21 protein-coding genes are annotated in these 21,967 nt (G+C 63.4%); 9 read left to right on the top strand and 12 right to left on the bottom strand.

Features of this window, described 5'->3' with window-relative positions; translation table 11 throughout:
• Window positions 1-88 precede the first annotated feature (88 nt).
• The 3 genes from ACMV18_RS14245 (at window position 89) to ACMV18_RS14235 (ending at window position 4,138) form a co-directional block, all read left to right on the top strand.
• Complete coding sequence (locus ACMV18_RS14245) at window positions 89-1,180, top strand: AraC family transcriptional regulator (protein ID WP_420818384.1); 1,092 nt, start codon at window positions 89-91, stop codon at window positions 1,178-1,180.
• A 141-nt stretch (window positions 1,181-1,321) separates the two neighbouring features.
• Window positions 1,322-2,152, top strand: coding sequence for an HDOD domain-containing protein (locus ACMV18_RS14240; protein WP_374257090.1), 831 nt, complete (start codon window positions 1,322-1,324; stop codon window positions 2,150-2,152).
• Window positions 2,153-2,275: 123 nt separating this feature from the next.
• Window positions 2,276-4,138, top strand: coding sequence for an ATP-binding protein (locus ACMV18_RS14235; RefSeq protein WP_420818383.1), 1,863 nt, complete (start codon window positions 2,276-2,278; stop codon window positions 4,136-4,138).
• Here the strand turns inward: ACMV18_RS14235 and ACMV18_RS14230 are convergent.
• Genes ACMV18_RS14230 through ACMV18_RS14220 form a run of 3 tightly spaced genes read right to left on the bottom strand, consistent with a single transcriptional unit; the run spans window position 4,128 to window position 5,932 of the window.
• On the bottom strand, window positions 4,128-4,709 hold the full coding sequence (locus ACMV18_RS14230) for a YceI family protein (protein WP_374257087.1): 582 nt from the start codon (window positions 4,707-4,709) through the stop codon (window positions 4,128-4,130). The two genes, ACMV18_RS14235 and ACMV18_RS14230, sit on opposite strands and share 11 nt — an antisense overlap.
• Before the next feature lie 54 nt (window positions 4,710-4,763).
• Window positions 4,764-5,342, bottom strand: coding sequence for a YceI family protein (locus ACMV18_RS14225; protein ID WP_420818381.1), 579 nt, complete (start codon window positions 5,340-5,342; stop codon window positions 4,764-4,766).
• A gap of 29 nt (window positions 5,343-5,371) precedes the next feature.
• A complete protein-coding gene (locus ACMV18_RS14220; protein ID WP_374257085.1) occupies window positions 5,372-5,932 on the bottom strand; it encodes a cytochrome b in 561 nt (186 codons plus the stop codon).
• 204 nt (window positions 5,933-6,136) lie between these two features.
• Here ACMV18_RS14220 and ACMV18_RS14215 point away from each other — a divergent pair, with 204 nt between their 5' ends.
• Together ACMV18_RS14215 and ACMV18_RS14210 are read left to right on the top strand one after the other, a co-directional pair.
• Window positions 6,137-7,327 (top strand): GGDEF domain-containing protein, encoded by a 1,191-nt coding sequence (locus ACMV18_RS14215; RefSeq protein ID WP_420818380.1) that lies wholly within the window; start codon window positions 6,137-6,139, stop codon window positions 7,325-7,327.
• Window positions 7,328-7,376: 49 nt separating this feature from the next.
• A complete protein-coding gene (locus ACMV18_RS14210) occupies window positions 7,377-8,969 on the top strand; it encodes an ATP-binding protein (protein WP_420818378.1) in 1,593 nt (530 codons plus the stop codon).
• 15 nt (window positions 8,970-8,984) lie between these two features.
• Here ACMV18_RS14210 and ACMV18_RS14205 read toward each other — a convergent pair whose 3' ends face one another.
• The 3 genes from ACMV18_RS14205 to ACMV18_RS14195 are packed head-to-tail and all read right to left on the bottom strand — an operon-like array spanning window position 8,985 to window position 11,227.
• Window positions 8,985-9,494 (bottom strand): flavin reductase family protein, encoded by a 510-nt coding sequence (locus ACMV18_RS14205; RefSeq protein ID WP_420818377.1) that lies wholly within the window; start codon window positions 9,492-9,494, stop codon window positions 8,985-8,987.
• Window positions 9,495-9,530: 36 nt separating this feature from the next.
• Window positions 9,531-10,313, bottom strand: coding sequence for a class I SAM-dependent methyltransferase (locus ACMV18_RS14200; protein WP_420818376.1), 783 nt, complete (start codon window positions 10,311-10,313; stop codon window positions 9,531-9,533).
• 5 nt (window positions 10,314-10,318) lie between these two features.
• A complete protein-coding gene (locus tag ACMV18_RS14195; protein WP_374257078.1) occupies window positions 10,319-11,227 on the bottom strand; it encodes a ParB/RepB/Spo0J family partition protein in 909 nt (302 codons plus the stop codon).
• Between the two features lie 77 nt (window positions 11,228-11,304).
• Between ACMV18_RS14195 and ACMV18_RS14190 the strand changes: the two genes are divergently transcribed.
• Window positions 11,305-13,344, top strand: coding sequence for an ATP-binding protein (locus ACMV18_RS14190; protein WP_420818375.1), 2,040 nt, complete (start codon window positions 11,305-11,307; stop codon window positions 13,342-13,344).
• A gap of 6 nt (window positions 13,345-13,350) precedes the next feature.
• Here ACMV18_RS14190 and ACMV18_RS14185 read toward each other — a convergent pair whose 3' ends face one another.
• Complete coding sequence (locus tag ACMV18_RS14185) at window positions 13,351-14,136, bottom strand: ParA family protein (RefSeq protein WP_374257075.1); 786 nt, start codon at window positions 14,134-14,136, stop codon at window positions 13,351-13,353.
• Between the two features lie 208 nt (window positions 14,137-14,344).
• Between ACMV18_RS14185 and ACMV18_RS14180 the strand changes: the two genes are divergently transcribed.
• Window positions 14,345-15,076 carry a type IV pili methyl-accepting chemotaxis transducer N-terminal domain-containing protein gene (locus tag ACMV18_RS14180; RefSeq protein WP_374257073.1) on the top strand — a complete coding sequence of 244 codons (732 nt, stop codon included), beginning with the start codon at window positions 14,345-14,347 and terminating at the stop codon, window positions 15,074-15,076.
• A gap of 16 nt (window positions 15,077-15,092) precedes the next feature.
• Here ACMV18_RS14180 and ACMV18_RS14175 read toward each other — a convergent pair whose 3' ends face one another.
• The 3 genes from ACMV18_RS14175 to mnmG are packed head-to-tail and all read right to left on the bottom strand — an operon-like array spanning window position 15,093 to window position 19,000.
• Entirely contained in the window at window positions 15,093-16,094 is a 1,002-nt protein-coding gene (locus ACMV18_RS14175; RefSeq protein WP_420818374.1) for a hypothetical protein, read from the bottom strand.
• Window positions 16,095-16,133: 39 nt separating this feature from the next.
• Window positions 16,134-16,907, bottom strand: a complete 774-nt coding sequence (gene rsmG / locus ACMV18_RS14170) for a 16S rRNA (guanine(527)-N(7))-methyltransferase RsmG (RefSeq protein WP_420818373.1) — start codon at window positions 16,905-16,907, stop codon at window positions 16,134-16,136.
• A 26-nt stretch (window positions 16,908-16,933) separates the two neighbouring features.
• Window positions 16,934-19,000 carry a tRNA uridine-5-carboxymethylaminomethyl(34) synthesis enzyme MnmG gene (mnmG, locus tag ACMV18_RS14165; protein ID WP_420818372.1) on the bottom strand — a complete coding sequence of 689 codons (2,067 nt, stop codon included), beginning with the start codon at window positions 18,998-19,000 and terminating at the stop codon, window positions 16,934-16,936.
• Window positions 19,001-19,129: 129 nt separating this feature from the next.
• Here mnmG and ACMV18_RS14160 point away from each other — a divergent pair, with 129 nt between their 5' ends.
• On the top strand, window positions 19,130-19,381 hold the full coding sequence (locus ACMV18_RS14160) for a YkgJ family cysteine cluster protein (protein WP_374257068.1): 252 nt from the start codon (window positions 19,130-19,132) through the stop codon (window positions 19,379-19,381).
• 18 nt (window positions 19,382-19,399) lie between these two features.
• Here ACMV18_RS14160 and ACMV18_RS14155 read toward each other — a convergent pair whose 3' ends face one another.
• Together ACMV18_RS14155 and ACMV18_RS14150 are read right to left on the bottom strand one after the other, a co-directional pair.
• Entirely contained in the window at window positions 19,400-19,801 is a 402-nt protein-coding gene (locus ACMV18_RS14155; protein WP_420818371.1) for a YchJ family protein, read from the bottom strand.
• Window positions 19,802-19,841: 40 nt separating this feature from the next.
• Window positions 19,842-20,819, bottom strand: a complete 978-nt coding sequence (locus ACMV18_RS14150; RefSeq protein ID WP_420818370.1) for a hypothetical protein — start codon at window positions 20,817-20,819, stop codon at window positions 19,842-19,844.
• A 282-nt stretch (window positions 20,820-21,101) separates the two neighbouring features.
• On the opposite strand from ACMV18_RS14150, the gene ACMV18_RS14145 reads away from it, so the two are divergent.
• The gene (locus tag ACMV18_RS14145; RefSeq protein ID WP_374257062.1) at window positions 21,102-21,596 is read left to right on the top strand and encodes an RNA recognition motif domain-containing protein; all 495 of its coding nucleotides are present in this window, start codon (window positions 21,102-21,104) and stop codon (window positions 21,594-21,596) included.
• The last annotated feature ends 371 nt before the right edge of the window (window positions 21,597-21,967 follow it).

The raw sequence follows: 21,967 nt of genomic DNA, 5'->3' as shown, positions 1-21,967 counted from the left end.
GTAGCGATTTCGGGGGTTAAGAACGCCCTGTAGATGTCGATGACGGACATAATCAATTGTCAGTTTCTAAGAACATCTCGGGAGCGTCATGCCATCGCTTGCATCAGCCAAAAACCAGTGGGATTTCCGCCGTGGCATCGCCACCGCCAGAGTCTTGGTGCAATTGGGATGTGATCACGGTGCCTCGCTAGACGCCCTGCTGGCCGGCACGCAGATCACGCCCGCGCAACTGGATCAGGGCGAAGGCGAAATCGAAGCCAGCCAGGAAATCCAGCTGATTCGCAATCTGCTGCAGGCCCTGCCCCACATTCCGACCCTCGGACTGCAGGCCGGCACGCGCTATCACATCACCACCTATGGTCTGTGGGGCTATGCCGTCCTGAGCAGCCCGACCTTGGGCGATGCCTTCAGCATGGGGTCGCGCATGCTGAACCAGACCTTCAGCCTGACCACACACAAGGTCGAACAAGTCGGCAGCCAGGTGCAAATCACCAGCTTCAGTGAACACCTGCCCGAAGACATCCGTCAGTTCGTTCTGGACCGTGATCGCTCTGCCGCCATCACGCTGCAGCGCGAACTCCTGGGCAAGCCCGTTCCCTACAACATCGTCATGATGCAAAGGGCTGAACCCTCGGCCGAATTGGCAGACGCCTACACCCAGGTCTTTGGCATCCGCCCCTTGTTCGGCCAGACGCACGACCGCAGTCTGCTGGATGCAGCCGTGATGCACGCCCCGCTGCCCCAGGCCAACGAGCACACCGCCCAAATGTGCGAAGCCATGTGCCGCAAGCTGGTCGAAGCACGCAGCATCCGCAGCGGCATGGCCGACACCGTGCGCAACCGCCTGCTGCGCACCCCCGGCCACATTCCCGACATGGAAGAAATCGCGGCCGAGATGCGCGTCACCTCTCGCACGCTGCGTCGCCATCTGATGGCCGAAGGTGTCACCTTCCGCAGCCTGCTGGAAGAAGTGCGCTCTACGCTGACCGAAGAATTGATGGCTACCGCAGACCTCACGCACGGCGAAATCGCCACGCGCCTGGGTTACGCCGATGTCACCACCTTCATCGAAGCCTTCCGTCGCTGGAAGGGCATGCCGCCCAGCGCCTTCCGCCGCGAGCAAGGCCTGGCACGCGGTGTCACGGGGCGCGGCATACGCCGCCGTTTCATTCCTCGCTAAAACCCTGTGTCGGCCAAGCCGCGTCTGATGCGCTGAGCGTCAGATTCGGCAGAATGCCGCGTCTTGCGAGGGTGTATTGGCTTTCAGGCTGGCAGGACTGGGCCTAGACTCTGGTCGAAACACATTCTTCAGGCGTCCGCCATGAGCATCGATCCGCAACTGCGCAACCTCAACATCGACCTGCCTGCTTGCCCGCAAACGCTTGTTCGCCTGTCTCTGCTGATGGCCGATGAGCACAGCTCCATCGACCAGCTGGCCGCCTTGATTGAGACGGACATGGCCTTGTCGTCGGCCGTGGTGCGAACCGTCAACTCGGCGCTGTTCGGACTGCTCAAACGCGTGGAAACCGTTCACGAAGGCATCCGGTATCTGGGCATGTCGCAGGTGGCCGGCCTGACCTACGAGATCGGCCTGCGAGGCGCCTTCCCTCCCAGCCCCCTGCTGCAACTCATCTGGGACCGCGCCGGCGTGCGGGGTCTGGCCATGGGCCGCATTGCCCGCCAACTGGATGTCGATCCCTGGGCCGCCCACACATCAGGTCTGTTTGCCGAAAGTGGCCGCGCAGTCCTGTTTGCCTACGACCGCGAGCGCTACGCCGCCCTGGACAACGACGACGGGGACGAAGCGCGCCTCTGCAGTGCCGAGGTCGAAGCCTTTGGGGTCAGCCACTCTGCCTTGGGCGCCGCCCTGTGCCAGGCCTGGGGGCTGTCGCGCGACGTGTCCGACACCGTGCGAGCCCGCTCGGCCAGCGATGACCACTGGACGCTGGAGCGTCCGAACGTTCAAAAGCTGTTGGCCATCGGCGCCGCCGTGGATCAATTGCTGCTCAATCCTGCCGGCATCCCTGACCCCGAAGACATCTGGGAAGGGCTGGCCCCCATCGCGCACCGGGTTGGCTTGCATTTCCAATCGTTCCAGATGGCCACCATGCGCGTCTGTGAACGCCTCAACCTGAACCCCACCGAGGGCTGATCGGCGTCCGCCGCCATGGCGCCTGATCCGGTGGTGCTTTTGCCTCAATCTCCCCCACTGACTTGAGGGGGGAGATCGCCAGACCCTCTTATGGGGGGGGCAGAAATCGGCGATAAAGGCCAGATGCTGTCCACCCATGCCGCAGCCTCTGATCACCGATCTGGCCAGGCGAAGCCCACAGGAGCGATCCTGCCCGCCTGGCGCGACAAGATCCGCGTCGAGCGGATGCGTTTGTTGCTGGCATCCGCCCTGCCCCTGAATCTGGCCGGATGTGCCGTGGCCATCGCCTTTGCGGCCCTGCTGCATCACTCCGAGCAATGGCCCTACGCCACGATCTGGGTCTTGCTGTGCGCGGCCGGTGCGCTCATCCGGGTCGGCCACACGTTGGCGTGGCGCCGGGCACAAGCGCCTGCACACAAGGGTTGGCTCATCAGCCTCACGGTGGTCTGCGGGCTGCAAGGCTTGGCCTGGGGCCTGGCGGGGTGGTGGCAACCCATGAACAGCATGGTGGCCTCCAGCCTCATCGTCACGGTGCTGGCCACCTCCTGCGCGCTCAACACCCTGACCTTGCAGGCACATGCCTGGCCCAGCTTGACCATGAACATCCCCTTGCTGGCCCCCGCCATCATCATGCTGCTGGCCCGCCAAGATGCCTATGGCGTGTTCGGCGGCGGTGGCGTGCTGATCCTGGGCCTGCTGATGACCATTGAAGCGCGCCGAACCGAGCGCCGCATCAGTGAACTGCTCTGGCTGCGCTACACCTATGACGATCTGGCCGAGGAGCGTGCCCAAGCATTGCAGGCCGCCCAACACCACAGCGCCATCAAAGACCAGTTTCTGGCCACCATGAGCCACGAAATGCGCACCCCGCTGCACGGCATTTTGGGCGTGACCCAACTGGTTCAAAAGCAGCTGGCACAGGCCCCTGAACCCCTGCGCGGCGAAGCCGAAGCGCAGTTGTCACTCATCGAGCACACCGGGGAACACCTGCTGGGCCTGATCAACGACCTGCTGGACTTCGCCCGGATCGAGGCTGGCAAGCTGCGTATCGACCACCGCAGCTTCGATGCACAGGCCACGCTGCGCGAGGTTCTGGCCCTGCAGGATGTCCGCGCCAAGGAAAAAGGCCTCACGCTGGGCGCGCACATTGATCTGCCCAGCCCTTGCCTGATCGAGGGCGACCCCACACGCCTGAGTCAGCTGCTGCACAACCTGCTGGGCAACGCCATCAAGTTCACCGAAGCCGGGCAAGTCCTGCTCACCGTGCAACGCGCCTCGCAGCAGCCCGACGCGATGATGCTACTGACGGTGGAAGACAGCGGAATCGGCATGGCGGCCGACCAGCTAGACAAGATCTTCGAACCGTTTCATCAGATCGAGGCCGAGTCCGGCAAGCGCCAGCAAGGCACCGGCCTGGGCTTGGCCATTTCCCGTGAACTGGCACGCGCCATGGGCGGGGACATCACCTGTACCAGCACACCTGGCGTGGGCTCCACCTTCACGCTGACCCTGCCCCTGCCGACCGCATTCATGGCGCAGGCACCCAGCAGCGCTGCCCCCCATCAACCTGTCGCCAGTGACCCCAGCACGCTGCGGGGACACGTGCTGCTGGCCGAAGACAACCCGGTCAACGCGCTGGTGGCCGAAGCCGCACTGGTGCAGATCGGCATGCAGGTCACGCGGGTTGACAACGGGCATGCCGCCTTGCGCGCCTTGCAGGCCGATCACGGGGCGTTCGACATGGTCCTCATGGACTGCCAGATGCCGGAGCTCGATGGTCTGGAGGCCACCCGACGTCTGCGCGCCTGGGAGCAGGCTCAGCAACATCTGCCCAAGCCTGTCATTGCCCTGACGGCCAATGCGCTGGAAGGGGATCTGGCACGCTGCCGCGATGCAGGCATGGATGGCCATCTCCCCAAACCGTTCAAACAACAAGACCTGCACGCCGTGCTGCAGGCCTTCTTGTCGCCCGGTCTTACTGCTTGACCGCTTCGACCTGGATGATGAGCTTCACGTCGTTGGGGATGCCGTAGGCGATGCCGTACTCCATGCCGAAGTTGGCGCGCTGGATGGTGGTTTCAAAGTCGCCACCGCACACTTCGCGCTTGAGCATGGGGTTCTGATAGCAACCAAAGTTGTTGGCAGACAGCACCACTGTCTGGGTCTTGCCCAACAGGGTCAAATCACCCACCACCTGGCTCACCTTGTCACCATTGAAGATGAACTTGGTGCTCTTGAAGGTGGCTTGAGGGAACGCTTCTGCATTGAAGAAGTCCTTGCTCTTCAAGTGCGCATCAAAAGGACCCGTGCCGGTGTTGATCGAACCCGTTTCGATGGTGATGTCCACCGACCCCGACTTGGCTTCCTTGTCCAGCGTCACCGTGCCGGCCTTCTTGTCAAAGCGGCCCCGGTTGGTCGATGTGCCAAAGTGCTTGACTTCGAAGGTCACAAAGGTGTGCGTGGGGTCGATCGAATAGGTGGCTGGAGCGGCTTGAGCCATGCCCACAGCGCCCAGGGTCGAAGCAGCCAGAACGGAAGCAATCAGATGACGGTTCATTGAAATCTCCTGAAGAGGGAAAAGAGGCGCGTGTGCGCCAGACAGAAAAACGAATCAGAGTGCCGGGATGCCTTGCAGCGCCAGCTTGAACTGCACTTGCACGTCATTGGCCACGATGGAGGTGTCGGCCCAATCGCCCTCCCCCACCTTGAAATCCAGGCGCTTGAGCGCAAAGCCACCCGTGGCCAGACTCACGCCCTGCGCTTGCGTCAGTTGCACGGGAATCACCACATCGCGGCTGACGCCCTTGATGACCAGCTTGCCGGCCACTTCAAACTTGCCCGCTCCCACGGCTTTGATGGCCGAGGACTGGAAAGTCGCCTTCGGAAACTTCACGGTGTTGAACCAGTCCGGCTTGCGCAACTCGGTGTCGGCATCGGCATTGAGCGCCACACTGCCCAGGTCCACCTGAAACGCAATCTGGCTCTGGGCCAGGGCTTTGGGGTCAAAACTGGTCTGCGCCGCAAACACTTTGAAGCGCCCCTGCAGGGGCACACCCAACTGCTTGGCCACAAACGTGACCTCACTGCGGGCCGGGATCAGGGCTTGCCCCGCAGCCCAGGCTGAAGGCCCAGCCAGCACCGCACCCATCAGGGCCGCGACCGACAACCATGCATTTCGACGAGACAGCATGCGATGCTCCTTTCAACAAAAAAATGCGTTCAACGGCCTGGACGCATCCGGTCCAGCAAACCATCACGGTCCACAAACTGATGCTTCAGTGCGGCTGCCACATGCAGACCCACCAGTCCCATCAGCCCCAAAGCCGACAGCTCGTGCAGTTCTTTGAGCACCTTGGCCAGATCCGGGTTGGGTGAGACCAGGTCAGGCAAGGGCCACACACCAAACCACACGATCGGGAAGCCCTTGGCGGAGCTGTAAGCCCAGCCCATCAGCGGCACGATGAAAAACAGGGCGTACATCAGGTGATGCGTGCCGTGATAAGCCGCGCGCTGCCAGCCCGGCATGGCCTGCTCGATGGACGCCGGCAAGGCTGGGGGCCGATGGGTCAGCCGCCACACCAGGCGCAGGGCAGACAAAAACAAAATCGTGACACCGGCCCATTTATGCCAATTGATGATCTTGAGCTTGGCCGGAGACAAGGGCAGATCCTCCACGTAAACCCCGACCACGAAGGCGCTCAGGATGGCCAAAGCCAGGACCCAGTGCAGCACGATGGCAACGAAGCTGTAACGAGCAGAAGAAGGAGCGGACGATTTCATGAGTCTTTGCTTCCAGTTGAGGGTGGCAACACACAGCCCCGTGACAAGCTGCAGGTTAACGAAGGGCATCACGCTTGAGATTGCACGGACTTCACGCCTTTATTCACTTTTTTTGAATGCAAGGGTATCCATGGTCCCCAATGACGGCAGCGCCGTGCACCAGATCACACCACAGCGACTCAAGCCGCATGGACCCAGGCCGAAATGTCCCTTGCGTGGCAGCCCTTTTTGCCAGACGTCACCATGTACCAACGCCTGAAAGAGTTCGTCCTGAGCAAGGACCGCAAGCAGCAAGTGCGCATCTCGCGCTCGCTGACGGCTGCTTACGTCTTTCTGGCCTGCATTGGCCTGCAGGTCTATGCCTGCGAGTCCGGATTCATGGATCCGGCGCAGGCGTGGCCCCTGTCTCTGGTCATCCTGGCCAACATCCTGTTCTGGTACGTGGTGCTGCGCTCAGGGCTGAACTTGCGCTTCAGCGACCCGGCCCTGACCCTGCCCCAGGTGGCGGCCGCCCTGACCATCATCGTGGGGGCGTACTCTGTCACGGGGCGCATCCACGGCTCGGTGATGATGCTGCTGGCCCTGGTGCAGGTCTTCGGCATTTTCAACATGAACCTGCGCGACTCCCGCATGGCCGGGGCTTACACCCTGGCCCTGATGGGGGCCGCCATGATCTACAAGACGGCGACCGACCCCGCCAATTACCCGTACCAGGTGGAGATTGCCCATTTCATCCTGATCGCGGCCATCCTGCCCACCATTTCCACGCTGGCCGCACAACTGAGCGACATGCGTGCCCGCCTGCAAGCGCAAAAAAACGAGCTGGCGCATGCCCTCACGCGCATCCAGATCCTGGCCACACGCGATGAGCTCACCGGCCTGTACAACCGCCGGCACATGCGCGAGGTCATGGCCCAGCACCAAAAGCGCCTGGCCCGCTCGGGCTACCACCGCTTCTGCCTGGCCCTGGTCGACCTGGATCACTTCAAACGCATCAACGACACCCACGGGCACGGCATCGGCGATGAAGTGCTCAAGCGCTTTGCGGCCATCTTGCAAAGCGCCCTCAGAGAGACCGATGTGCTGGCCCGTTGGGGCGGCGAAGAATTCCTGGTGCTCATGAACGACACCACCCCGGAGCAAGCCAACATGGGGCTGGAGCGGGCCCGCGCCGCCCTGGCGAATGCCCCCTTGATCCCCAGTCTGCCCGACCTCGAGGTGAGCTTTTCAGCCGGGTTGACGGCCTATCTGGACATCGAACCCCTGGATGTCTGCATCGAACGTGCAGATCGCGCGCTCTATGACGCCAAGCGTCAAGGCCGGCATCGCACCATCATCGACCTGAAGGGCCCTGGCACCGACGCCCCCCATAAAGAGGCCGCCACGGCACACTGAGGCAGAGTATGCTTGCCGCTCTGGTCAAGCTCTCTACGTGCGCGCCTTGATGTCTGAGCCTTTGTTCCCTGCCGCTCCACCGCCATCGCCCTCCGATCTGGATTACCGACACGTATTCCAATTCGCCGGCGTGGGTTTGGCGCGCGTGAACCTGGAGGGCTACATCATCGAGGTCAACCAGTGCTTTGCGGACATCACCGGCCGCAGCCGCCATGACCTGACGGGACTGCACGTCATCGACATCACCCATCCTGACGATGTCGCCATCAGTCAGGCCCAGATGGACGCCATGCTGGCGGGCTACCAAAGTCAGTACGCGCTTCAAAAGCGTTACGTGCGCCCCAATGGCCAGACGGTGTGGACCTCCTTGCACGTCTCGCTGCTGCGCGATGAGCAGGGTACGCCTCAGCAATATGTGGCCGCCGTCGAAGACATCAGCGACCGCCTGCGCGCCCAAGAGGCCATGAACTCGGCCAAGGCCGCAGAACGTGCCAGCAAGGCCAAGACCGAATTCCTCTCCCGCATGAGCCACGAGTTGCGCACACCGCTCAATGCCATGCTGGGCTTTGCCCAACTGCTGCGGGTCGACCCCGAACACCCGCTGGATGACGCGCAGCGAGAAAAGGTGCTGCACATCGAACAGGCCGGCTCCCATCTGCTGGCCATGCTCACCGATGTGCTGGACCTGTCTCGCATCGAGGCCGGCAGCCTGCCCATGAACATTGGCGCCCATCCCCTGGCTCCCGTGTTCGATGAAGCGCTCCATCTCATCCAGAACCAGGCGCGCAACGCGGGCCTGCAACTCATGGGTGCCCCGCCGGCCAGCGGTTTGTGCGTACGGGCCGACCCCGTTCGCCTGCGTCAGATCCTGGTCAACCTGCTGAGCAACGCCATCAAGTACAACCGGTGCGGCGGACGTGTCATGCTGGAAGCGCTGCCGCTGGACCGCCATGTCGTGATCACGGTGAGCGACACCGGACAAGGCATGAGCGCAGAGCAGATCAGCCATCTGTTCGAGCCCTTCAACCGCCTTGGCGCCGAGCGGACCACCGTCGAAGGGACCGGCATTGGACTGGTCATCGTCAAGCGCCTGCTGGAGCTGATGCAAGGTCGCATCGAAGTCAGCAGCACACCCGGCATCGGCACCAGTTTCAGAATCTGGCTGCCGCAAGGGCATGTCAGCCAGGTGGCCCCTGCGCCAGCCGTCCGCACGGGGCGCTCCGTCTTTGGCGCGCTCGATCACGACGACGCCAGCGATCAGGCACTGGTGGTGCTGTACGCCGAAGACAACGTGGTCAACATCGAACTGGTGCGCCAGGTCATGCGCATGCGCCCCCAGTGGCGACTCGAAGTGGCACACAGTGGCCAGGACGCCATCACCAACGCACTGAACAACCCGCCCGACCTGCTGTTGCTCGACATGCACCTGGGCGACATGAGCGGCCTGGATGTGTCCGATGCCCTGTCCAGTCAGCCAGAAACGGCCGACATCCCGCGTGTGGCCCTGTCGGCCGACGTGATGCCTGACCAGATCCGCGAAGCGCGAGAGCGTGGCTTCATCGACTACCTGACCAAACCGCTGGATGTCGGGCGCTTGCTCAAACTGCTGGACAAGCTCGCGCAGGACGCCGAAGCCCCGTGAGGCGGCAGGCCACGCTCACTTCAGCGTATCGCTGAAAAACCGGCCACCGTGGAACAACAAAGGCGCGACCCCGATGCGGCGGCTGCAATGCTCGACCTTGCCCACGAAAATGACGTGGTCCCCCTCGTCGTGCTGACTGCGATGACTGCACTCGAACACGGCGACCGCACCATCGATGACCGGCGCCCCCGACAAGCCTGCATGCCAGGCGGTGCCTTCAAACCGATCAATGCCTTTGCTGGCAAAGCGCTCCGCCAGCAGACGCTGGTCGGCCGCCAGCACGTTGATGGCGTAATGCGTGGCCGACAAGAACCCCGGCATCGAGGTCGACTGCTTGGACAGGCTCCACAACACCAAGGGGGGCGACAACGAGACCGAGTTGAACGAGTTGGCCGTGAGCCCCACCAGTCGGCCCTCTGCATCGCGCGCCGTCACGATGGTGATGCCCGTGGCGAACTGGCCCAAAGCGGCGCGAAACTCATCAGAGGTAAAGGGCGGCAACGCCGCGTCACTTGGCTGGCTCATGTCAACTTTCGAGAAGGAAGCGCAAGTGTAGACGCCTCACCCCTGGCGTGCTGACCCCATGCGATAGACCCACACGGGACGCCCGCCTTCTTGCGTGAAGTGCGCGTCGGCAGGCCAGATGCGCCCGGCTTCGTCCACGGCCGCAAACTCCAGACTCACCAGCCACGATCCGGGTCGCATTTCGGCGCGCGCCTTGGCCAGTGCGCGGGGCATGGTCTCCGGCCGCTGAAAGAGGTACACCAGATCAAAGGCCGACCAGTCGTCGGCCCACATGTCACCCCGCCGCACCCGCGCGCTTCGGCAACGCCATGCGGCCACCGCTCGCCACAGCCAGCTCCACTCCACCCCTTCGAGGTCGGCGTGCGGATAAGCCTGATGCAACTCGCGCAGGGCATCACCCATGCCGCACCCCGCGTCCAGAATCCTGGGCGCGGCGCCGTGCAAGGGGGCATGCACAGGCAAGGTCCGCAAGGCCCCTTCTGGCGTGGGAAACACCGGTGCATCGCGCCAGGCATGCATGGGGTACGCCACCAGCAACAAGAGCAAGGGCAACAGCCACAGCCAGGCCGGCACCCCACTGCCCTGCCCCATCAACAGCACACTCAACGGAAACCCGCCTGCCACGAAGACCCGTCGCCACGACGTGTCCGCCCCCCCCGGCAACCAGGTCACGCAGACACCCAGCACCATCGGCAGGCCCAGCGTGGCCCATAAAGGGGCCTCAGCGGCCCGCAAGGCGATGGCCAAGGCCCAGGCGCCAGACCACGCCCACAAGGCCGGCAAAGGCCATTGCAGCAATCGGCCCAGTACGCGGGGCATCGCGCTCAGGCGTCGGCCTCGCCGCGACCCGCGCGCAGCTTCTCGATCAGGCCATCCAGCTCATCCAGGCTGCCGAACTGAATCGTGACCTCGCCTTGGGTGCCACGCAGGCTCTTGCGCTTGATGCGGATCTGCACGGCGGCCGTCAGGAGGTCCGACAACTCTTCTTCCAGGCGCACCACGTCGCGCGACTTGTCGGCCGCCACGCGCAGCAGGGGCTTCTGACGTGCCACCCCCTGCACCTTGGCGACCAGCTTCTCGGCTTCACGCACATTGAGCTTTTTGGCGATGACCTCGTTGGCCGTCGTGATCTGCTGCGCCTTGTCCAGGGGCAGCAAGGCACGGGCATGGCCCATGTCGATGTCGCCGGCCATCAGCATGCTTTGCACCGGTTCCGCCAGATTCAGCAGACGCAAGAGGTTGGAGGCCGCACTGCGCGAACGCCCCACGGCCTGCGCGGCTTGCTCATGCGTCAGACCAAACTCGCTGGTCAGCCGCTGCAGACCTTGCGCTTCCTCCAGCGGATTGAGGTCTTCACGCTGGATGTTCTCGATCAGGGCCATGGCAGCGGCCGCTTCATCGGGCACTTCCTTGACCAACACCGGCACATCGGTCAGGCCGGCCAGCTTGGCGGCACGCGAACGACGTTCCCCGGCGATGATCTCGTAGCGACCACCACCGATCGGGCGCACCAGGATGGGCTGCATGATGCCCTGGGCCTTGATGCTCTCGGCCAGCTCGTACAGCGACCCCTCGTCCATGCGGGTGCGAGGCTGGTACTTGCCAGGCTGCATCAAATCGAGCCGCAAGGAGGTGGGCGCCCCTTCGGGAGCGGAAGGAGCGATGTCGCTGACTTTGGGGCCCAGCAGGGCCTCCAGGCCCATGCCGAGGCCCTTTGTTTTCTTGGTCGCCATAGGGCAGGGATTGTCCTCTGTTTCTGACCCCTGTGAACACACCCCAAAACATCCGCGGGATTTGATAATCAAACCCTATGCAAGCTCCCGCACCCATGTCGGCTCCTGACTTGCAAAGCCTGCAGTCAGCGCTCGAAGCCGCACAAGCCGAAGTTGCCGTTCTCCGGCAGCAAGCATCGATGCATGAAGAGGTCCTGGGCGGCCTGAGCCATCACGTGCCCGGAGGGCTGATGGTGCTCGATCGGCTGCCCGACGGGCGACGCTTCATCCCCTGGGCCAGCGAACGATTGTTTTCCCTGTTCGACATCGACCCGGCCCTGCGTCATGACCCGGAGGGGCTGTTCATGCAGGTGGTGGCCCGCATGCACCCCGACCATGTCCACAAAATTCGGCTGTGGGAGCTGGAAGCCGAAGGGGGTGCCAAGGAGCTGGCCGGAGACTGCCTGATCATTTTGCGCAATGGGCAGCGCCGCTGGATTGCCGTTCAGCTGGGAGTGCAACACAGCCATCGCGGACACCGCGTCTGGTACGGCATGCTGCAAGACGTCACCGTGCGTCATGAACTGGCCCTGCGGCTGGCCGAGCGAGATGCCTTGCTCAAGAGCTTGAGCCGCAACATCCCCGGGGTGCTCTACAAGATCAACATCCCGGCCCAGGGTGAGCCGCAGTTGCAGTACATCAGCAGCCTGGCACGCCATCTGTACGAACTGGGCGACGACATCGATCCCTACGACTGGACCCTGCACTACACACGCATCCATCCGGAGGACCTGGACTACGTGAAGGGGCTGACCCGCCCGGACAACATCCAGCTTGAACACCCCATCGTGTATGAGTACCGCGTGCAACTGCCCAGCAAGGGCACACGCTGGCTGGCCGGGCAGGCCATGGCCTTTCGCGAGCAAAACGGGATGCTGGCCTGGTACGGCTACACCGCAGACATCACAGACCGCAAACAGTATGAGCAAGCGGTCATCACCGCTTCTGCCGCGGAGCAAGCCAATCGCGCGAAGAGCGAATTTCTGTCGCGCATGAGCCATGAATTGCGAACGCCCTTGAACGCCGTCCTGGGTTTTGCACAGTTGCTGCGCATGGACACAGGCGGTGTCTTTGGCCCGACGCAGCAGCAGCATGTGGCGCAAATTGAAAAGGCCGGCAACCACCTGCTGTCCATGCTGGGCGATGTGCTGGACTTGTCTCGGATCGAGGCCGGCAACCTGCCCCTCTCGCTGGAGCCCCAGGAAGTCCGATGCGTTGTGGACGACGCTGTGGATCTGCTGCGCGAGCTGGCACGCCAGCGCAACGTCAGCATCGACATCGCGGACATGCCGGATGGGTGCCACGTGCAGGCTGATCGTGTTCGACTGCGACAAGTCCTGGTCAACCTGATTGGCAACGCCATCAAATACAACCGGGCGGACGGCACCGTGCGGATCGATGCGCACCTCGACCAAGGCCAGGTCGTCGTGAGCGTTCAGGACACGGGCATCGGCTTGACCCCGCAGCAACAGGCCCATTTGTTCGAGCCATTCAACCGCCTGGGCGCCGAACGCAGCCATGTGGATGGCACCGGCATCGGCCTGGTCATCGTGCAGCGACTCATCCGTCTGATGCAGGGCCACATCGACGTGCACAGCCTCAAGGGCGTAGGCAGCACGTTCCGCATCACCCTGCCTGCGGCCGTGCAGCCGACCTTCCCTGCACCCGAACCCGTCGCTGCGGCGCCTGCACCCGCCGCCCGAGCCGCCACCATCCTCTACGCAGAGGACAACGAGATCAATGTGATCTTGCTCCAGCAGGTCATGACCTTGCGTCCGCAGTGGACCCTGCTCGTCGGCCGCGACGGGCAGCGCGCACTGGCACTGGCTCGCCAGCACACGCCCGATCTGATGCTGATCGACATGCACCTCGGCGACATGAGTGGCTTTGATCTGGCCGACGCACTCGACGCCGAACCTTCGCTGCAAGACGTGCCACGGGTGGCCCTGTCGGCCGATGCCATGCCCGACCGCATTCACGCCGCCAAGGATCGCGGCTTCGTGGCCTACATCACCAAACCATTGGACGTCTCCGCCCTCCTCGGCTGCCTGGACGGCATCCTGGGGCAAGAGGACTAGCGCCGATCACCCAGCCTGGGTCAGGCCCTGGCTCACACGTTGAACCAGCTCTTGGGCAAACGCCACAAAGGCTTGTGCACCCTTGCTGGACGGATCGAACACCACACCGGGCACCCCATAGCTGGGGGCTTCGGCCAGACGCACATTGCGCGGGATCACGGTATCGAAAACCTTGTCGCCGAAGTGCGCCTTGAGTTGCTCGCTCACCTGCTGCTGCAGGGTGATGCGCGGGTCATACATGACGCGCAACAAGCCGATGAGTTGCAGCTCCCGGTTCAGATTGGCATGCACCTGCTTGACGGTGTTGACCAGGTCGGTCAAACCTTCCAGCGCGAAATACTCGCACTGCATGGGCACGATGACACCGTGCGCGCAGGTGAGCCCGTTGAGGGTCAGCAAACTCAGTGATGGGGGGCAGTCAATGAGCACGAAGTCGTACTCTTGCGCGGCCGCCTCGATGGCGGTCTTGAGACGCCGATCCCGGCGCTCCAGGGTCACCAATTCAATTTCCGCACCAGCCAACTCACGGTTGGCACCCAGGACGTCGTATCCGCCCTTGGGGCTGCGTGAACGAGCCTCCGCAATGGTGGCCTCTTCGAGCAGGACGTCGTAGACGCTGCGCTCCATGGTGCGCTTGTCCACGCCAGAGCCCATGGTGGCATTCCCCTGCGGGTCCAGGTCCACGATCAGCACACGCTGGCCGATCTGGGCGAGACCAGCGGCCAGATTCACAGTGGTGGTGGTCTTGCCCACCCCACCCTTTTGGTTGGCGATGCAGAAGATGTGCGGCATGGCTGCATTATCAATGCAGTGCGACCCCGCCAGGCGCGCCGGCGCAGGTTTCGCCCCACACTTCGATGGCGGCATCGCTGCCCCCCGCTGGATGCAGTTTGGTGCATCGCCCTGAATCGCGCCTGTTGAAGCGTGATCGGCATCACGCTCTGCCACATGGAACAGTTGTTGCGTGAATGCCGACATCATTCATGTTCGAGAGCTCCTCATGTCGCCAGCCGCCACCGCCCTCCGCCTCATGCCCTCGGCTGCCCCCACGCCACGCTCGGCCAACGATGAACGTGTGCGACAGGCCTCTGCCAGCCAGATGTCCGTCCTGATCAATCTGGCGGGGCGACAGCGCATGCTGTCACAGCGGCTGATCCTGCACATCGTGCTGCTGCAGCAAGGCGGCAGCCTGCCTCGTCAGCGCGCCATCCGCACCCATGCGGAAGAGGCCCTTCAACTGATGCGACGCAGCCACCAGCAGCTGACGCAGGGCGACCGGGAGCTGCCCGGCCTGTTCAGCCCGGCGCTGCAAGAAGTGTTCTTTGGCGCCGCCAACGGTGACGCCCGCATCCAGCGCTTCATGAAACAGGCCGAAGCCTTGCTGCAGCGCCGTCAGGGCCCCGCAGCAGCCGACGTCGACACCGCATTGGATGAGCTGATTGCAGAGGCCACGCCGATGCTGCAACTGCTCAATCAGATCACCCAAGTGTTCGAGCAGGAGGCCCTGCTCCTCGCCCGCCGCGAGCAATTGGCACACGAGACCCTGATTGGCAACATCCGCAACGTCGCCCGGGAAGCCAAGATGGTGGCGTTCAACGCCATGGTGGCGGCCCATCATGCCGGGCCCGCCGGTGCGGCCTTCAGTGTCGTGGCCACCCGCATGAGTGCAGTGACCGACAACATGGATCGTCTGGCTCAACAGGCCCTCACCGCCGGCGAGAGCACAGTCTGAGCCGGCACACGCGCCCTCAATGCCCCTTGTGGGCCGGATGGCGGACCGGCGCCTGCGTAAGTCGTGGCTTCGATGGCTTGGGGGTCGGACGAGTTTGGCGCGACGGGGAAATAGCCTTCTGAGGCTTGCTGACGGCTGGCATCGTCTTGCCCTTGGTGGCCAGAACCGGAGGCACGGTGGGTTTGGCTTTCACTCGCCCCGCCCCCCCACTCACGAGATGCTTGACGGGGACTTTGGCCTGGGTGGTCGGCTTACCGGCAATGGGCATCGGGCCTTGACGCCGGACGGCGGGCACCGACGACTTGGTCACACGCGCCACGGTGGCGGGCACCGCCGATTTGGGGGCCACCTTCCCGCCGGATACCGGACGTGCAGGCACACGAGAAGCGGTCGTGATCGGCCCCTTCTTTCCCTTCTGGACCTGTCCGGGCGCAGTGCCGCGAGCGACCGCCCCATGCACCGGACGCTTCCCCACAGCCTTGGGTGCGTCCTGCAAGCGGGCAATGGGCTTCACGCGAGCGGGCGGCGTGGTCACACGCGTCGGTGCTTGGCGCGGTGACACCGATGCCGCCATCCGCTTCGATGCAGCGGGGGCAGCCTGACGAACCACCACCGGGGGCACCGTCGATGCAACCCCTGCGGTGGACTTGGCACGGCTGGGCGGGACGGGCGCCGCCGACTTACTCACCGCCGGAGACGCCGGGACGGGCCGGGGCGCGGCTGGTGCAACGGGCGGTGTCACCACAGGCGCTTTGGTCGAGGTCAGCACTGGCGCAGCAGCGGGCACCTCCGACTTGGTCCAGTCATGAGCGATGTCACCGACATCACCCCGATCGGGCTGAACCGGTCGCGCCTGGCTGACAAGGGGGCGAGCTTCATCCTGAATGGCCCCTTTGACCGGGGCAGGACGACTGCGCACAACGCGTGGCGCAGATGCGGCCGTCGCCTCTGGCGCTGCCTGTGTCGATGCTGCCGCAACGGCGCACCCCATCCATACCACCCACGTTTGCCACTTCATGCTCACCTACCCCGTTGCACGTTCACACCCCGCCGCGTCTCACCTTCCGTGCATCCACACCAGACACCGCTCGGCATCCAGACCCGGCACCTGCAATTGTTCCACGTGAAACACGTTCACATCCGTCGGCAAAGCGTCTTTCTCTTCCAAAGGATCCTTACCCTTCATGGCCATCCAGACCGCACCCTCTGCCAGCAATGCGCGGGTCAAAGTCACGAAATCAACCAGGGAAGCAAACGCGCGCGAGGTGATCAGATCGAACTGCCCCTTGAGTTGCTCCACCCGGGCATGCTCGGCCCGTAGATTGGGCAGACGCAGTTCGGCCGCCACCTGACGGATGAAAGCCGCCTTCTTGCCCACGGTGTCAACACAGGTCACCTGGACACCCGGGTAGCAAATCGCCAGGATGACGCCCGGCAAGCCGCCACCGCTCCCCACATCCAGCAGGCGCGCAGGCGGCGTCCGATCCAGCAAGCCACGCTCGGCCAGGTGTCGCTTCAGGGGCGCCAGCACCGTCAGACAGTCGGTCAGATGGTGGGTCAACATGTCCTGCGCATCACGCAGAGCGGTCAGGTTGTAGGTGCTGTTCCAGTGCGCCAGCATGACCATGTAGTCGGCCAATTGCGCCTGCTGCACCTCAGACAAAGCCAAGTCCAGACTCGCCAGCACCGGCGGCAACGCAGCCAGCCACTGATCACGCGACCAACTCACAGGCGGACGACTGGGCACAGCGCGCGGCACGGAAGGCACAACCTTGGGCGCAGACTTGGCATGCTGGGGGCGCATCCCTGCCCCATTCTTTTTGAATGACATCGTGAAACCTTGAACGGGTGGTGGCATCAAGCCTCTGGGTTGACCTCGGTGGACTCTTGCACAAACCCCTTGAAGCGCCCCTTCTTGAGGTGAATGAGCAGCAAGGAAATGGCCGCGGGCGTGATACCCGAAATGCGCGAGGCCTGCCCCAATGTTTCCGGCTTGTGCTTGCTCAATTTCTGGCGTGCCTCGAAACTCAAGGCTGACACCTGCATGTAGTCCAGCTCGGCCGGCAACTTCAGGTTCTCATAATAGGCGGCACGACTGACCTCGTCATTCTGCTTGTCGATGTAGCCCGCATACTTGATGCTGATCTCCACCTGCTCGATGACCGCATCGGCCAGGGTCTCTCCCATCTCTTGCCGCAGCGTGCCGCGATTCACTGTTTCACGTGAAACAACACCTTCCGTGGTGGCTGTTTTGCCTGCATCCGCCCACAACTTGGCCTGCTGCGCAGCGGCAATCTCAGCCACCTCGTTGACCTTGTCATAGCTCACGCCGGGGCGGCGCAACAGGTCGCCCAAGTTGTATTCGCGCTCCAAGGCCTTGCCCAGCAAGCGCTCGGCCTCGGTGGCCGGCAAGGTCGCGGGACGCACCCACGTCGACTTCAGGCGCTCTGTTTCACGTGAAACAGCATCGCGCTTGCGGTTGAAGGCATCCCAACGCACGTCGTCAACCAGGCCCAGTTCGCGCCCGATTTCGGTCAGGCGCATGTCCGCGTTGTCCTCGCGCAGTTGCAAGCGGAACTCAGCCCGGCTGGTGAACATGCGGTAAGGCTCGGTCACACCCTTGGTGATGAGGTCGTCCACCAGCACACCCAGGTAAGCCTGGTCACGACGCGGCACCCAGCCCTCTCTCCCTTGCGCCTGCAACGCCGCATTCAGGCCTGCAAACAAACCTTGTGCGGCGGCCTCTTCGTACCCGGTCGTGCCATTGATCTGCCCGGCAAAGAACAGGCCCTGGATCGCCTTGGTCTCAAAGGTGGACTTCAGCTCGCGCGGGTCGAAGTAGTCGTACTCGATGGCATAGCCCGGACGCAGGATGTAGGCATTCTCCAAGCCGGGCATTGTGCGCAAGGCATTCAGCTGGATGTCGAACGGCAAAGACGTGCTGATGCCATTCGGGTAGAACTCGTTGGTGGTCAGGCCTTCGGGCTCCAGGAAGATCTGGTGCGAATCCTTGTCAGCGAAGCGGTTGATCTTGTCTTCGATGGACGGGCAATAGCGCGGCCCCACTCCTTCGATCACCCCGGTGAACATCGGGCTGCGGTCAAAGCCGGAGCGGATGATGTCGTGAGTTTGCTGATTGGTGTGGGTGATCCAGCAAGGCAGCTGACGGGGGTGCTGGGTGTAGGACCCCAGGAAACTGAACACCGGTACATCGGGCGTGGTCTCGGCCGACGCGCCCCACTGCCCCACCAAGCCAACCCCATCGCCCGGTTGCTCGCTCAATTTGCTGAAGTCGATGCTGCGCCCGTCAATGCGTGGCGGGGTGCCGGTCTTCAGGCGGCCCTGCGGCAGGCGCAACTCCTTGAGTCGGGCTGACAGCGACACGGCGGGTGGGTCCCCCGCACGACCGGCGCTGTAGTTGTTCAGGCCCACGTGGATGCGGCCATCCAGGAAGGTTCCGGCGGTCAGCACCACGGTGCGGGCCCGGAAACGGATGCCGACCTGCGTCACAGCGCCCACCACGCGATCGCCCTCGACCATCAGGTCGTCGACCGCCTGCTGGAAAAGCCACAGGTTGGGCTGGTTCTCCAGGCGCCGGCGGATCGCGGCCTTGTACAGGATGCGATCGGCCTGCGCACGGGTGGCGCGCACGGCCGGCCCCTTGCTGGAGTTGAGGATGCGGAACTGGATGCCGCCCTCGTCGGTGGCTTGGGCCATGGCCCCGCCCAAGGCATCCACTTCCTTGACCAGATGCCCCTTGCCAATGCCACCAATGGACGGGTTGCAGCTCATCTGCCCCAAGGTCTCGATGTTGTGACTCAGCAGCAGGGTTGCACAGCCCATGCGGGCAGCCGCCAGCGCGGCCTCGGTACCGGCGTGGCCACCGCCGACCACGATCACATCAAATTCTTGGGGATAAAGCATGGGCAAAGCCTCGGGAAAACTGCCTCATTTTTGGGCAACCTTCCATTGTACCGAGGCAGGGGCTTCCCGGGGCGCTTGAGGGGATCCACCCCACAGACAAAACCGCGCCGCCTGCACGACAATCACGCCATGGATTGCCGCCCTGGGTGCGCCGCCTGCTGCACCGCCCCTTCAATCAGTTCGCCCATGCCGGGCTTGCCTCACGGCAAGCCAGCGGGTGTGCCCTGCCCGCATCTGGACGAGACACTGCGCTGTCGCTTGTTTGGTCATCCCGAACGGCCGGCCGTATGCGGCTCCCTGCAACCGTCCGAAGAGATGTGCGGCAGCAGCCGGGAACAGGCCATGCGCTGGCTGGGCGCGCTGGAAGAGGCCACCCGCTGATCTGCGTCCGTTGCGCCCTCAGTCCTGGGCACGCACGTAATACCAGTGCCCATCTTCCCGCACGAACAGGCTGACTTCGTGCAGTCGCCAGGCGCGCCCACCCAGCTTGCTGCGTGCCACAAACTCGACCACGCCGGCATCCGCTGCGGTCATCTCGGCACGCTTGACCGACAGGCCCAGCCACTTCAAACCGGCTTCCGGGGGCTCGATCTCGGCCGGACGGGTGTCGGGGTGCCAAGTGGCGAGCAGATAGGGGCGCAGATCGCGCACAAAAGCGCTGTAGCGTGAGCGCATGAGCGTCTCGGGCGTGGGCGCTTGCAGCGCCTGGGGGCCCTCGTGATAACGCCCGCAACACGCGGTGTAGGTCAGCCCCGATTCGCAAGGGCACCAATCTGTCGAAGAAACCGGCGGTTTAGCCATCTGTCTGTGGCGCGGGCCACGCTCCTGTGTCATCCAGCCCTCATCGTAGCGAGTCTTCGCCCGACGCCGCACGTCGCAGGGTCAGATAGATCTCACACACACCGCGCAGGTACACCAAGGTGGGCAACACCAGCGCGATGGCAAAGACCACGCCCCCCCCCACGGTGGCGGCCGAAATGTACTGCAACGCTTCCGGGGGCACATGACTGGGGTCACGCACTTGCACGCCCTGCCCGATCAAGCCGCCCATCAGCGCCTCAGGGGGAATGTCGACCCCCAGCACCAGCACCGAGGCCTCGGCCATGACGCGCCCGCCGATCACGACCAGCAGGCTGCTCACGGCCCCCACCAAGCCGGTGACCAAACTCAGCCCCCCTGCCAGAACCGCCGCCTGCAGCAAGTGAGTACGGACCATTGTGGCCACGGTTTGAATGGCTTCGATGGCCGAGGCGCCCGCCCAAACCGTCGGGCCCGTCAACGGCGCCACCACCACGGCTACCGCCATGAGAAACAGACTGATGCACACCACTGTGAGGGGCACCACCAGTGTGAACAACCACGGCCCGATCCTGGGCAGGCTGCTCAGCCAATACAAGCCAAGCAGCACCCCCGCCAGCAACACGCCCACCAAGACCGCGCACAGCAAGGTCAGCAACACACGATGCCCGATGCCCAAGGCATCCTCCATCGCGTCGGCCACATCCCGCGCAGGTCGTGCCAGCGCCCGATCCATCAGCAGCAAGCCCGCCGCGTTCACCCCATAGAAGGCCACAAACAAGGCCGCCGCCCCCTGCCCGATGGCCCATGCCAGGTCATCCCGAGCCAGCGAAGCCTGTGCACAGGCCATGGCCAGACCGGCGCCGCAAAAGGTTGCGAGCAAGACATACAGCGCACGCCCATCACGCACCGCCTCGATGCTGGCCAACACACGGATCAAGGCCCGCCACCAGTCAAATGACACCATCGGACTGGACATCGCCGTCCCGGCGTCTCGCTCATGCTTTTCAGAACCAGCCATCACACCCCTGCCAAAACGGTTTTTTGTGCCGATTGACTGCCGAACCGGCAAATATCAATCGATCATAGGGGCTAGCCCCAATAAAAATCTGAGGGTTCGCGGCAACATTTCGCCCGGCGGGTTGACACAGTCTTAAAAATAAGGGTTGAAAACGCTGGATGAATATGCTGGCTTCACCCATAATGGTTTTGTCTGTGTCTGGTAGCGGCACCGTCGTTGGAATGGGTCCGGATGGGTTGAAGCTCCACATGGTTACTTTGTTACTTTGAAAGGGGCTCTCTCGTGGGCAACAAACTTTATGTGGGCAATCTGGCCTACAGCGTGCGTGATCAGGAACTCAACGACGCTTTCTCCCAATTCGGTACCGTGGCCTCTGCCAAGGTCATGATGGATCGTGAAACCGGCCGCTCCAAGGGCTTCGGTTTCGTGGAAATGAGCTCCGATGCAGAAGCACAAGCTGCGATCAACGGTCTGAACGGTCAACCCGTTGCCGGTCGTGCCATCGTTGTGAACGAAGCACGTCCTCGCGAAGAGCGTCCTGCTGGCTTCCGTAGCCCCTACGGCGGTGGCAACGGTGGTGGCGGCTTCGGCGGCGGCCGTCGTGAAGGTGGCTTCGGCGGTGGCCGCAGCGAAGGCGGCTACGGCGGCGACCGTGGTAACGGCGGTGGCTACGGCGGTGGCCGTGGTAACGGCGGCGGCTACGGCGGTGGCCGTGGTGGCAACGGCGGCGGTTACGGCGGTGGCCGTGGCGGCAACGACGGCGGCTACGGCTACTGATCGTTTGTGATGGGTTGAGCGCCGTATCCCCGCGTCGCGCCCCCATCATCAGCAAAAAAGGCGATACCTCTGGTGTCGCCTTTTTTCATGGCTGCTGCGTTAAAGACTCAGAGACATCCTGATACACAGCTTGTCTCAGCCGCCCTAAGATGGGGCGCGTGATCGTGCGCAGGGCATGGTCATCTTTTGCAGGACCACACAAGCATGTCTCATTCAGCCGCATCTTTCCTGACCCGCATGGGCTTGGCGCTGGCCGCCTCCACGGCCCTTTTGGCTGGGGCCGCCCGAGTTCGACACCAAAATGCCGATTTCGCGTTTTTGGTGAAGCCGCTTCCATGTGAATCAACGACTTATGCACATTTTTGCGGAAG

The sequence above is a fragment of the Aquabacterium sp. genome (genome assembly GCF_048860245.1).
Taxonomy (GTDB): domain Bacteria; phylum Pseudomonadota; class Gammaproteobacteria; order Burkholderiales; family Burkholderiaceae_C; genus Aquabacterium.
Note: the sequence above shows the minus strand (reverse complement) of the source record. Positions and strands in the feature narration are given on the sequence as shown.

Coding starts and splice junctions, on each gene's coding strand:
- ACMV18_RS14245 (WP_420818384.1), top strand. CDS start 89: ATGCCATCGCTTGCATCAGCCAAAAACCAGTGGGATTTCCGCCGTGGC.
- ACMV18_RS14240 (WP_374257090.1), top strand. CDS start 1,322: ATGAGCATCGATCCGCAACTGCGCAACCTCAACATCGACCTGCCTGCT.
- ACMV18_RS14235 (WP_420818383.1), top strand. CDS start 2,276: ATGCTGTCCACCCATGCCGCAGCCTCTGATCACCGATCTGGCCAGGCG.
- ACMV18_RS14230 (WP_374257087.1), bottom strand. CDS start 4,709: ATGAACCGTCATCTGATTGCTTCCGTTCTGGCTGCTTCGACCCTGGGC.
- ACMV18_RS14225 (WP_420818381.1), bottom strand. CDS start 5,342: ATGCTGTCTCGTCGAAATGCATGGTTGTCGGTCGCGGCCCTGATGGGT.
- ACMV18_RS14220 (WP_374257085.1), bottom strand. CDS start 5,932: ATGAAATCGTCCGCTCCTTCTTCTGCTCGTTACAGCTTCGTTGCCATC.
- ACMV18_RS14215 (WP_420818380.1), top strand. CDS start 6,137: ATGTCCCTTGCGTGGCAGCCCTTTTTGCCAGACGTCACCATGTACCAA.
- ACMV18_RS14210 (WP_420818378.1), top strand. CDS start 7,377: ATGTCTGAGCCTTTGTTCCCTGCCGCTCCACCGCCATCGCCCTCCGAT.
- ACMV18_RS14205 (WP_420818377.1), bottom strand. CDS start 9,494: ATGAGCCAGCCAAGTGACGCGGCGTTGCCGCCCTTTACCTCTGATGAG.
- ACMV18_RS14200 (WP_420818376.1), bottom strand. CDS start 10,313: ATGCCCCGCGTACTGGGCCGATTGCTGCAATGGCCTTTGCCGGCCTTG.
- ACMV18_RS14195 (WP_374257078.1), bottom strand. CDS start 11,227: ATGGCGACCAAGAAAACAAAGGGCCTCGGCATGGGCCTGGAGGCCCTG.
- ACMV18_RS14190 (WP_420818375.1), top strand. CDS start 11,305: ATGCAAGCTCCCGCACCCATGTCGGCTCCTGACTTGCAAAGCCTGCAG.
- ACMV18_RS14185 (WP_374257075.1), bottom strand. CDS start 14,136: ATGCCGCACATCTTCTGCATCGCCAACCAAAAGGGTGGGGTGGGCAAG.
- ACMV18_RS14180 (WP_374257073.1), top strand. CDS start 14,345: ATGTCGCCAGCCGCCACCGCCCTCCGCCTCATGCCCTCGGCTGCCCCC.
- ACMV18_RS14175 (WP_420818374.1), bottom strand. CDS start 16,094: ATGAAGTGGCAAACGTGGGTGGTATGGATGGGGTGCGCCGTTGCGGCA.
- rsmG (WP_420818373.1), bottom strand. CDS start 16,907: ATGTCATTCAAAAAGAATGGGGCAGGGATGCGCCCCCAGCATGCCAAG.
- mnmG (WP_420818372.1), bottom strand. CDS start 19,000: ATGCTTTATCCCCAAGAATTTGATGTGATCGTGGTCGGCGGTGGCCAC.
- ACMV18_RS14160 (WP_374257068.1), top strand. CDS start 19,130: ATGGATTGCCGCCCTGGGTGCGCCGCCTGCTGCACCGCCCCTTCAATC.
- ACMV18_RS14155 (WP_420818371.1), bottom strand. CDS start 19,801: ATGGCTAAACCGCCGGTTTCTTCGACAGATTGGTGCCCTTGCGAATCG.
- ACMV18_RS14150 (WP_420818370.1), bottom strand. CDS start 20,819: ATGGCTGGTTCTGAAAAGCATGAGCGAGACGCCGGGACGGCGATGTCC.